13 protein-coding genes and 1 pseudogene are annotated in these 10,965 nt (G+C 30.1%); 9 read left to right on the top strand and 5 right to left on the bottom strand.

What is annotated here, in order from left to right; genetic code table 11:
* Positions 1-4 precede the first annotated feature (4 nt).
* The 4 genes from LOK41_RS26255 to LOK41_RS26240 form a co-directional block, all read right to left on the bottom strand.
* Positions 5-664, bottom strand: a complete 660-nt coding sequence (locus tag LOK41_RS26255) for a MarR family transcriptional regulator (protein WP_098491922.1) — start codon at positions 662-664, stop codon at positions 5-7.
* A gap of 328 nt (positions 665-992) precedes the next feature.
* Positions 993-2,171, bottom strand: coding sequence for a relaxase/mobilization nuclease domain-containing protein (locus tag LOK41_RS26250; RefSeq protein WP_241818936.1), 1,179 nt, complete (start codon positions 2,169-2,171; stop codon positions 993-995).
* The gene (locus LOK41_RS26245; protein WP_241818935.1) at positions 2,153-2,488 is read right to left on the bottom strand and encodes a plasmid mobilization protein; all 336 of its coding nucleotides are present in this window, start codon (positions 2,486-2,488) and stop codon (positions 2,153-2,155) included. The genes LOK41_RS26250 and LOK41_RS26245 overlap by 19 nt, the downstream gene beginning before the upstream one ends.
* 416 nt (positions 2,489-2,904) lie before the next feature.
* Positions 2,905-3,258 (bottom strand): hypothetical protein, encoded by a 354-nt coding sequence (locus LOK41_RS26240; protein ID WP_241818934.1) that lies wholly within the window; start codon positions 3,256-3,258, stop codon positions 2,905-2,907.
* A 253-nt stretch (positions 3,259-3,511) separates the two neighbouring features.
* On the opposite strand from LOK41_RS26240, the pseudogene LOK41_RS26235 reads away from it, so the two are divergent.
* The 6 genes and pseudogenes from LOK41_RS26235 to LOK41_RS26210 form a co-directional block, all read left to right on the top strand.
* A pseudogene (locus tag LOK41_RS26235) lies at positions 3,512-3,851 on the top strand (tyrosine-type recombinase/integrase); the annotation flags it as partial.
* Between the two features lie 145 nt (positions 3,852-3,996).
* Positions 3,997-4,215, top strand: a complete 219-nt coding sequence (locus LOK41_RS26230; RefSeq protein ID WP_241818933.1) for a circular bacteriocin, circularin A/uberolysin family — start codon at positions 3,997-3,999, stop codon at positions 4,213-4,215.
* Between the two features lie 71 nt (positions 4,216-4,286).
* Positions 4,287-5,957 (top strand): hypothetical protein, encoded by a 1,671-nt coding sequence (locus LOK41_RS26225; RefSeq protein ID WP_241818932.1) that lies wholly within the window; start codon positions 4,287-4,289, stop codon positions 5,955-5,957.
* Positions 5,945-6,643: an ABC transporter ATP-binding protein gene (locus LOK41_RS26220; protein ID WP_241818931.1), complete on the top strand. Its 699-nt coding sequence runs from the start codon at positions 5,945-5,947 to the stop codon at positions 6,641-6,643. Before LOK41_RS26225 ends, LOK41_RS26220 begins: the two co-directional genes overlap by 13 nt.
* Positions 6,644-6,653: 10 nt before the next feature.
* Entirely contained in the window at positions 6,654-7,175 is a 522-nt protein-coding gene (locus tag LOK41_RS26215; RefSeq protein WP_241818930.1) for a stage II sporulation protein M, read from the top strand.
* A gap of 11 nt (positions 7,176-7,186) precedes the next feature.
* Entirely contained in the window at positions 7,187-7,840 is a 654-nt protein-coding gene (locus LOK41_RS26210; protein WP_241818929.1) for a hypothetical protein, read from the top strand.
* 488 nt (positions 7,841-8,328) lie between these two features.
* On the opposite strand, the gene LOK41_RS26205 is transcribed toward LOK41_RS26210, so the two are convergent.
* Complete coding sequence (locus tag LOK41_RS26205) at positions 8,329-8,889, bottom strand: MerR family transcriptional regulator (protein WP_241818928.1); 561 nt, start codon at positions 8,887-8,889, stop codon at positions 8,329-8,331.
* A 448-nt stretch (positions 8,890-9,337) separates the two neighbouring features.
* Here LOK41_RS26205 and LOK41_RS26200 point away from each other — a divergent pair, with 448 nt between their 5' ends.
* The 3 genes from LOK41_RS26200 (at position 9,338) to LOK41_RS26190 (ending at position 10,371) form a co-directional block, all read left to right on the top strand.
* Positions 9,338-9,559 carry a hypothetical protein gene (locus tag LOK41_RS26200; RefSeq protein ID WP_241818927.1) on the top strand — a complete coding sequence of 74 codons (222 nt, stop codon included), beginning with the start codon at positions 9,338-9,340 and terminating at the stop codon, positions 9,557-9,559.
* A gap of 68 nt (positions 9,560-9,627) precedes the next feature.
* Positions 9,628-9,972, top strand: coding sequence for a hypothetical protein (locus LOK41_RS26195; protein WP_106075172.1), 345 nt, complete (start codon positions 9,628-9,630; stop codon positions 9,970-9,972).
* A gap of 96 nt (positions 9,973-10,068) precedes the next feature.
* Complete coding sequence (locus LOK41_RS26190) at positions 10,069-10,371, top strand: DUF3221 domain-containing protein (protein ID WP_106075171.1); 303 nt, start codon at positions 10,069-10,071, stop codon at positions 10,369-10,371.
* Positions 10,372-10,965 lie beyond the last annotated feature (594 nt).

Raw genomic sequence — 10,965 nt, 5'->3', positions numbered from 1 at the left:
ACATCTAAAATAAATAAATCGGTAAATTATGTTTTTTCTTATCTCCATCCACTCTAAAATTTCTAAGAGACTTCTTAAAAATCTTCATAGTAGCCTTATCTACTCCATCTTTAGGAGAACAACACAAAATATTAGGATTCACAAACCATGTACGAGAACTACAAATACGTCCATCTTCAGTTGTCATTCCTGATTCTGCAACTGCTAAAATGCCCTTTTCTAATAACCCATTCATTAAAACAGAAAGATTACTTCTACCTTTTCCTAACTTTCTTGCTAAATAACTTGGTGTAGCTGCATCTGCATCTATTTCGTCTGAATCTTCATCTGAACATTCAACTAAAATATTAGTTTTAAATTCTATGTATGGTATTAAATCAATTAAAAAAGCTTTTTCAGCATTTGTCAGATATCCAATTTTACATAAATAATTAATATTATCAGTAATTATCTGCACAAATCTCACCCGATCTGTAGGTTTTTTCTTTTTACCAATGAAGTATTCTTCTCCACCAGACATTTTACTCAATACTTGTAACATCATGGCTCTTTCTTCTTCAGAAAGTCCACCACTACCTTCAAGTTTTTCATAAATGCTATTAATCTTGCTATCTCTTTCTTTTGCTTTTTTTTCAACTTGTCCAAAATCTACAACTTTTGTCATAAAATAATTCTCTCCCTTAGTGGAAGGAATCAACTTTTATATGTTAAAATGTATATAGAGTATATATTGGTTGATTCCAACCTTATTATGAAAAGCCGCCAAGCCGTCCAAAGCATGGGCGGTTTTTCTATTTTCATCATAACATGAAATCTATTGTTAAATAAAACCACTCTTAAACTCTTCTAAAATGTTTTTAATCACTTAAGGTAGTTCCATCCCTATCGATGAAAAAAAAGAGCGTATAAGGAAATACAAGGGGATTAGAACTACACTTGTAGCTAATCCATATTTGAAAGCATCTACCCAAAAATACATTAAGGTATCTTTTTTAAGGTTCAAAATCAATTGATTGCTCTTTTCCTCGACTTTTTGTAATCTTTTTTGTGCTTTTATGCTCATGTTGTGAATCTCGCGTCCCATGTCTTTCCTGATTTCTTCCATTTGTCCTTTTAGGTTGTTTTGAATGTTTTGGAGATGGTGAACTGTTTGTTGATTGCTTGCTGCCATCTCGCTCTTTCCAGTTTCCAAAGTCTTCAGTAAGATTTCTTTGTTCACGTTCAAGAGCTGACTTTGCTTTTCTAAAATCAAAAGCATCTCCTTCTGTATTTCCTCGCTTGTTTTCTGCATCGCTATCAATTCTTTGCTCGTTGCCATTTTCATATCGGTATCCCTGTCCATCTGTACGCTGACGTATCCCTTCAGTAGATCCATTAACTTCTGATTGTCCTCTAGATTCTTCTGCAACTCTTGTATAAGTTTCATCGACTCGTCGCTCTTTACTTGATTCAATTTGTCTGCTAAACTCATTTTCTATCGTACCCCTTTCATAGTCTAAGCCGAGTGTTTTTCCCCTTACAAACCGCCCTACATCAGGATGTTTAAAACTAAAGTATTGACCACGTTCTTTCACTTCAACACCAAAGTTTTGTTGCAATAGCTTCTTAAAATCTTCTAGATTTGTTGTTCTATCTTTTACATGGTCAATCGCTTGACGTAATTCATCTTTCCAACTTACTTCACCACGTTTGGCAAGACCATATTCAGCTTGATGATAACGTTGCTTTGCTGATGGTTCTTTTACAACAGATAAGTCATGCTGCTCACATAATTTATCTGATTGCTCACGTATAAAATAAAGGTTTTTCGCATTATCTACGTATTTTTTACCTGTCTCAACATTTACGGAATTGATGACAATATGATTATGTATATGGTCTTTATCCGCATGCGTATAAACTGCTACCTCATGACCTTTTGCAATTTCCTTGGCTAAATCTTGCCCAATTTGATTTGCTAACTCAGAAGTCACTTCTCCTGGTTTAAAGGATTGTACAACATGATGGGCCTGTACACCCCCATTTTTGCCCCATATTTCCCTTGTAGCCGTCATTTGACTCCTAACATACTCTACATCACAATTCACACCACATGAGGCTTCTGAGCGCTTCTCAGCGTACCTCAATAATGCATTCGCATTTTTTGTACTACCTAGCTTAATTGTTGCCATGCCTTTTCCAATCCTTTTTTGATTTGTTCAATGTTGTAATTTAATCGTTCCAATTCTTGTTCACTTACTTGCTTTCGAGCATTGCACCACTTTGCCACTTGGTTCAAATTGGTACCAATTGCTCGTAATTCTTTCGCTACCTCGATTGCTCCTTTTCGGTCAATCTTCGGTTGTCTTACTCTCACCCCGTGTGCCTTGGCTTTCACGAAAGCCGGCACACTCATTCCAACGTTATCCGCCATAAGCGTCAACCGTTGGAACTCGTCTTCGCTCACCCGGAATTTAATTTGTTTCGGCTCTGATCTTGTCTCGCTCACAACGTAATTCCTCCTCAGCGGCTGCCCATCTATAGAGGTCATCCGCACGTTAAAATGGTATTCTATATATTTCCATTTTAATGTAATCGTCGTAATTAGGCAAGCTCCGTATTTGGTACCCAAATACACGCTTGGTCATGCTTAGCATGACACCCCCCAACCCCCTTAAAAGGGGGAGTTAAAACCTTGGACTTTGTCCAAACCTACAAGGGGAACGTTCCCCCTTGACCCCTTTATAAAACACCCCCAACCCCCTCAATATTGAGGGGGCTCCCTCGCCGGTTGGCAGGGTCAAACGGGTACCGTTTGACAACCACAAGAGGGTTGCATAGTAAGTATGTCAACTCCTTATCCTCCCGCTCCCTTTCGGGCTCGGTCCGGTACCGTTGACATACCCGATACATTTTGCAAAATCTTCATTCGATAGTTTCTTGAGGTTGTACTGGTTCAGAAACATCAGTAGGTTCTCCTAATGAAGGAGATTCAAGTTTTTCTAAAATATTAGATTCTTTTTCCTCATTAATAATTTTGTCCATAGGAATTGCATTTTTCATTTTTTCTTTTGTCCAATAACCAGTGGGATCTTGTGTGTCTGCACTTTGAATAGTGGATAGGGGCTCTGGAGCAATTATAGATTTAGTAAGAGGTTCATTATTTGTTGAATTTTCTTTTTCTTCACTAGACATTGTAAATATAGAATTGATTCCTAAACATACAACTATAGTTAAACTAAATAGAGTACCAAAGAAACATAATTTAAATTTACTCATAAACGCCTCCTTTTACATATTCTGTTATTACTAACTATTATAACGAGTAAGATATATATAAAAGAATGCCTTATTTTTAATATATTCGGCGTAATTTGAAAGTAAACTTTTGAATATTTGTTTACTTTCATTTCGTTGATTATATTGACTATATTTCACTTTACCCATTCCCCACAAAATCACTAATAAAAGTATACATTCAAAATACTATACATAAAGAGATCCAGAAGCACATGAACAAAAAACACATCTCATTGATGTCCAACACATCCGAAGTAAAGAACAAATTAAAGATAAGAAATGGGCACTTAAACGTCACTGTTCAGAAAGAGACTATATTTTATTTATTATTTGAATCAACACAGGTCTACGAGTAAGTGACTTATTAAACCTAGAAACAAATATGATTTTGAAATTAAAACGAAAACGTAGAAAAGAGTTAAAAGTAACAAAAGGAAAAACAAAGAAGGAACGTACTATTAATCCTCACTACAATTTTCGACAAAGTATATCAATATGATCAAACAATAGAGGATATCTGGTTATTTTCTTCTCATAAAAGAGAACAACCAATTAGTAAAATCCAAGCTTATTAATAATATTCAAAATTAATCATTTTAAATATCTTAATATTTATTATTCACTAAATATATAAATTATAGTATTGCGGATTTTCATTTTATTTATTATTATGGAAAACGAGGGAAAAAATAAAAAAAAAGGAAGGAATGTGAAGAAATGGAAACACTTATTATGGATTTAGTTTCAGCTACAGGTCTTAGTGTCGGAACATGTCATAAAGTTTGGGATATGGTTAATGCTGGAGCTTCAATTTGGGCAATTTTAGGTTTAATTGGTTCTTCAGGTGGTATTTTAGGTTTGAGTGGTGCAGCACTCTGGTATTATCTAAAAAAACAAGCTCGACAAAAAGGCGAAGAAATGTTTATAGCATGGTAATTGTAATTATATAATTTTTTTAAAGGTACCCATATTTTATGGGTACCTCTATTCATGAAAGGATAATTATAATGTTGAATCAAGTATCAGTTTTTTTAAAACTAATAATTTTACATCACCTTCTTCACGTAAGATGGAAATTCAAACAATTTTTTAATAATAAAATCGTTATTTCTCCACAAAAAATTACATATATGAGTTGTCTCATTTTTCTTTCTCTTTCAGCACTATCTTTTATTATATTTTTAGCTTTTCTTAATTTATTACAAGGGTTGAATGTAAATTTAAAAATTAATGAAATTCAAATCATATACTTCATTTTTTATACAATCATTTGGTACAAATCTGCATTCTCTAAACTTAACGATTCATACATAAGAACTTATTTTTCTTCAGACTTTGAATTAATCAGCATAAACACTAAACAACTTAATGTATCATTTATTAGATTAGCTAAATCAATAGATACTTTCTTTCTATCTACAGTTTTAATTTATATACCAATGTTTTTAGGTTTGTCATTATCTCTTTTATATTTTACTGACATTAATATTCCGATCAAATACTATACAGTAAACTTACTACTTATAGTTATATTTTCTTTATTAACAAAATGTATACTTGTATATTTAACTCATATACTAAGAACTATTAATTCAAATTCAACTCCAACTTATTCATTTTTAAAACTTACTGCAGCTATACTATTAGGGTATTTTCTATCTTTTATAATTTTTTACAACTCATCCATAACAAATATTAGCAAAGAAATTATAATTAATAAATTTCAATTTATTTTAGACTATATAATTAATTCTAATTTAAATATATTCTACTCATTAACTCAAAATGGAATTAGTTTCTATATAACTTTAGTTTTTTTATCCCTAATCTATATTTTGTTTTTAACATTTAATACCAATAAATATTCAGTGAGTCCTACTCATAACAAAAAAAATATAGTAACAAGCAATAAACTTTCTTACTATATAAACAATATTCAAACAAATAATATAATATTAGCGATTATTTCCAAAGATTTAATTTTGCTATCTCGAAAAATATATACAACAAAATCTCAAATACAATTTTTGACTAAAATATATGGTTTTCTTTTCGGAATTGGAATTTATATCAAAATAAATGATATAAATTTAGAAAACATTTATTTCTCCAGCTTTATAGGAATTAGTATAGTTTCTTCTTTAATATTATTAGTAATATTAAATAAAACAATAAATATTGAAGCTGAAGGAATGATGATACAAACTCTGTTAATATACCTAAAAGATATAAAAGTATTACTAAAAGCTAAAGTATTATTATCATTCTGTATTCTATTGCTTTTTAACACTATTCTTTTACTAATTTTTCTATTCATATGTAATTTCAATGTTATAGAATTCTTATTAACATTTATAAATATCATTATAATTTCATTTACACTAAGTCTTATCTATAACATAACTAATTATATCTTTCCAAATTTCAATTGGGAGGATGAATCAAAGATTGGATCCTCTGAAAAAGCTACAATAATAGAAGCTATATTTATTGGTATATATTTATTTTTCATGCCAACAATTATAGGTACTATAAACCTCTATTATGCCATAAATAAATTAACCTATTTAGAGATGTTAACTTATATATCAATTGGGATAATAACAATTAATATTCTTATCATAGTAGTTTGCTTTATTATATTAAAGAAAGACTGGTGGAAAAAATGGGAAATTTAGAGGAAATAATTGAAATTAATAATTTAGATTATCAATATCCAGGAGAAGAAAAACAAACTTTAAAAAACATTAACTTCAAAGTATACCAAAATGAAATTGTTGGTTTAGTAGGCATAAATGGAGCTGGAAAAACAACACTTTTAAAATGTATTAGTGGTCTATATTCCACTAATAATATCAAACTATATAATATTTCTAAAACACAAATAGGTTTTGTACCAACAGATTTATATATTTACAACTTATTAACTCCACAAGAATTTCTATACTTCATTTGTAAATTACACAATATGAATAAGGAAGAAATTGAAAAAAAAATCAATTACTATTTAAAAAAATTCAATCTAGATGAGAAAAAAAACAATTATATAAACGACTTATCATTTGGGATGAAACATAAACTAGCTTTAATCTCAGGATTAATTCATGAACCTAAATTTTTAATATTAGATGAACCTATGACTGGTTACGATCCAAAATCTACATTTGAAACAAAAAAGCTACTTCAAAAATTTGTGAAATCAAAAAAAAATAGCATTTTATTATCTTCTCATAGATTAGATATCATACAAGAATTATGTAATAGAATTATTTTAATCTCGGAAGGCCAAATCATTGAAACTTTCTCAAGTAATCAACTAATTAATAATAAATACTTAGAAGAGTTAGTAGTATCAAAAATTTAAGGAGAAAAACATGAAGATAAAAATACCTAAATCATTAGTCTATACTTCAATCCTAATATATATAACATCAACAATATTTGGATTTATTTTTGCTCAAAATTTAGAAGATAGTTTTGATACTATCAATAACATATATGAGAAAACTCCATTCGATTATATTTTACATAATGGAAAAATTTTACTTGCGCTAATTTTAGGTGTAATAACATTTGGTTTATCTACAATTTATATGGTAATAATGAATGGTGTATTCTTAGGTTTATCTATTTACCATACTTATCATTCACAATCAATTTTATTTACAATTTTATCAATACTTCCACATGGAATCTTTGAAATACCAGCAATAATTTTAGCATCATCTTTAGGTCTATCCCCTTTATACATGATTTTCAAAACATTAAAAGGAGATAAATTAAAAATTTCTTTTAAGACTATTAGCATTAATATTCTTATCATTATCAGCCTTTTAATTATAGCAGCTATAGTAGAAAGTTATATTACACAAAATCTTGTTAATAATTTTTTCTAGGAGGAAAAAATATGAATTCTTTAAAACCTCTTTTCTTTATACTCACAAAACCAAAAGTCACTCTTATTAATATTTTCAACAAAAAAAACATATTAATAACAGTATTATTAATATGTTTTATTAATGCCATATTATCATTAATATTAACAATAGAACTTTTTAATCAAACTACCTTGATAAAAGAATTAAATTTAAATACAAGTATTAATAACTTTTTAAAAATATTTACATATTTAATTGCGTTTTTCTCATCATTTATAAACCCACTTATAAATACTGTAATTACAACAATAATAATCTTAATCACATATTATATCTTCAAAATAAAAATTGAATTTAAACAGCTATTTATCATTGGATTATTAGCTTATATTCCTTATTTAATTGATATTTCACTTAGAATCATAGTTCAATTTTTCTATAATGAAATAATAACAGGCCATATTACAAGTATATTCTTTTTCATGACTCAAAATAAAAACCCAATGATTAATGCATTAAAATTTTATAGTATAGCCAGTATTTGGAGTATAGTTATATACATTATTGGATTAACTATATTAGTAAAAAAAGAAAAACAAACAATTGCAATTACAATAGTTATTCTACTATTACTTATTATCACTTATTCACAAGGAGTTATTAATTTAAAAACAATTTTCTAAAAACAGATGCACTAAAAAGAACTAAAAACATAGTTTTTAGTTCTTTTTAGTGCATCTGTCATTCTGTTTTTTTTCGACTACCTCCAATAATTATACCAATAACTAATCCAATAATCATACCAATAACTAAATCCATAAATATCCTCTCCTATAGTATTAATTTTGTCTTAAAATTATATTTTTATATATTCACTAATAAAAATAAAAACATCATCCAATAATCACCATACAAACCCTTAAGTTGTAAAATATGTAATTATTTTTATAGTAACACAATTAAAAATATTAAAACGGAAAACTCATTAATTAAATAAACTATTTCAAAAGAAATCTCTTTTTCTATAAATTTATAATACTAAAAAAATAACATATTCATAGCAAGGGAATGCTTGTAGACTGATCTATACTGCATTCCCTTATTGTATGTATACTATATTTCTATTCTTCTTTTTCCGACATTAGAACCCTACATAAAATAGCAACCACATTTAATTTTTGAACAAACCGAAAAAGCCTTTCCGTTTTTGTTTCTGATTTTGCTTCTGCATATCTCTAATGTTTTCAAGTAATAACTGATCCCGCTTCTCTAATTTCTTCTCTATAAAAACTTCTAATTCACTGTTTTTACCTTCTACTTCCGCTAACTTTTTCTCTGTATTAGCTAAATGCTCTTTTGTCGTAACTAATTCATTCGTAATTTCCTGTAATTTTTGAACAAGTGCTTGATTGAACTGATTTTGTAATTGCTGATTTTCTAATACTTCATCCAATTTCTTTTCTAATTCTGATTTTTCTTCTTTTGAAACAAACGAATCAAGTTCTCCATGTCGCCATGCTCGCACTCGATCGTAAGACCATTTTTGCACCTGTATTTTTTCTCTTATAGCTTTTAATTCTTCTATATTTTCCTTCGAGTACCTGCGATGCCCTCCCTGGCTTCGCTCCGTTTGTATATTAAATTCGTTTGACCATACCTTTAGCAAATCGGGAGTCACCCCTAAACGATCCGCCACAATTTTCGGTGTATACATTTCCGATTTTAGTTCCATTTTTCATTCCTCCCTAAAAAACGGAATACGTTTTTTAGCTCATAAATACGATTTAATCAACATTTTAATCAAAATCGAAATGCACTTACAACTGATTTCACACCCGATTTTAAAAACGAATTGATTTCGAAATACATTTCGATTTTAACACCGATATTCATTACTTCTCGATACCAACATCAAAATCTTTTTTACTTTATACAAGATTTTATGCAAAAAAAGAATAGCGGGGATCCCTAGAATCCCCGCTATATCAACGATGTATAAAATATTGTATAAGAGATAGATAGAAACAAAGACAAAAAATCTAGTAAATACAAGGATTCCCCCATGTCCTTGCTACCGATAATGGGACGTTATGTTAACCGAGCATGTATGAAATATACATCCAATATTTATAACAACCCTCCTCTTCCAAATGGTACCATTAAGGAAGAGGAGGGTTGTTATGAGGAAAAAGAATTTTGGAAACTTATTTGTATGTTTAGTGATTATTTTGGGATTCTCGGCTTGTCAAAACTACAACAGTGAATATGTACAATGGGGTGACACTGCGGAAAGCGTTGACATAGATAAGCTGGAAAGAAACGATATACCATATAAAATCAAGGACAATAAAGTCTATATTCCTGAAGATGCGTTTGATAAGGCGACATATTGTTGTACATAAGAAATGCTGTGAGTTTCTTCTTTTTGAGGAGGGGGTTGCTCTGAATTTAAGGAGGCATTGAGGTAAACATGGAAAAATCATTCAAACAACCTACACATTTGCCAATGGAAGCAGAAGTGCATGGTTATTTGGTCTATGGGTCAAGTCTTGTAATTTTTGTTTCTTTAGCCATCCTCATCTATGGAATGCTTAAATACAAAAGCAAGACTGTAATTTGGTTTATTCTTCACTTAGCCACATTCTCCGTTAGCCTGTTTATTCTGCTTAGACTTTTGCTTGGACCTAACTTTTCAGATTACAATATGGAGTCGGAAGATAACTCTGTTCAATTAGCACTTGCGGGGATTTCTTGGATAATTAGCATGTTTTTCTTACTAAAGGGAGTTTTCAAATTACTTGTTCGGCAAAAATAATAAACTTCCGAGAACGAATCTTATGGTGATCAAGGAGGAATAGAAATTAAACAATATATAAGATGTTTAATTATCTTTAGTTCAATTATTATACTAATGGGCTGTTCTTTTAGAAAAGACGTAGAGCTTAATGATGGTCCATGTGCTAAAAGAAAAGTCAGTGGGAATTTTACTGATGAGAGTGTAAATATAGGAACTATAGAACGAAAAGAAGAAAATGGTGTATTTATAGTATTAGAATCCTCCAAGATAGCATCTAAGGTATCAGTTGAAATAGTCAATAAAAGTGACATAAAAAACTTACATAAAGGGGATAAGGTTAAAGTTTGGTTTGTTGGACCTGTATTAGAATCTTCTCCAGCCAAAGCATGTGCTGGCAAAATAATAAAATATCATTAATTTCTTACAACTTCCGCAATCGATAATTATGTAAATGAGCTGTCCATATGGGCGGCTCATTGTATTTTTTATAGATTTAACCGTATCTTTTGGCCTTAATTTTGCTTTTTGGCTAGAGTGCTGGCTCGTCGTGTGGGGACGAAACCCCACGTATTAGACGTATCAAAATTTTAAATAAGAACTATTTTTGAGCGAATGATCTAAGCGGTTCGGCTCGTATACTTGTTAGTCCAAGTCGAGAACCATTGCTTTGCTTTTTGTCTGTCGGCTTGGCGAGAAAAGCACACGAGCCGAAAAAAGTTTTGCAAGGACAACAACAAAAAGAAAAGGCGATAGCCTTTAGGTGAGGATTCACGAACCGACTTTTTGATGTTGAGGGTGGAGATTTTTGAGTGATTTTCTCAAAAATACGACCCGTTCCTTGCGGAACTTTTAGCCCTATATATAAGAGTGAGAAGAGCAAAGTGAAGAAAGTCAGTAATAGCAAGGGTTTGAAAGTGGGGGGGTGTTCGAAAATTCGAACACAGGTGTTCGAAAAAAGATACACCTAAAAAATGGAAAAAAACATAAAAAAGAAGATGTCAATAACAAGTG

Source organism: Bacillus sp. TL12 (genome assembly GCF_022625245.1).
In the GTDB taxonomy this organism is placed as follows: domain Bacteria; phylum Bacillota; class Bacilli; order Bacillales; family Bacillaceae_G; genus Bacillus_A.
The sequence above is the reverse complement of the archived record's forward strand: the minus strand, read 5'-3'. Positions and strand labels throughout refer to the sequence as shown.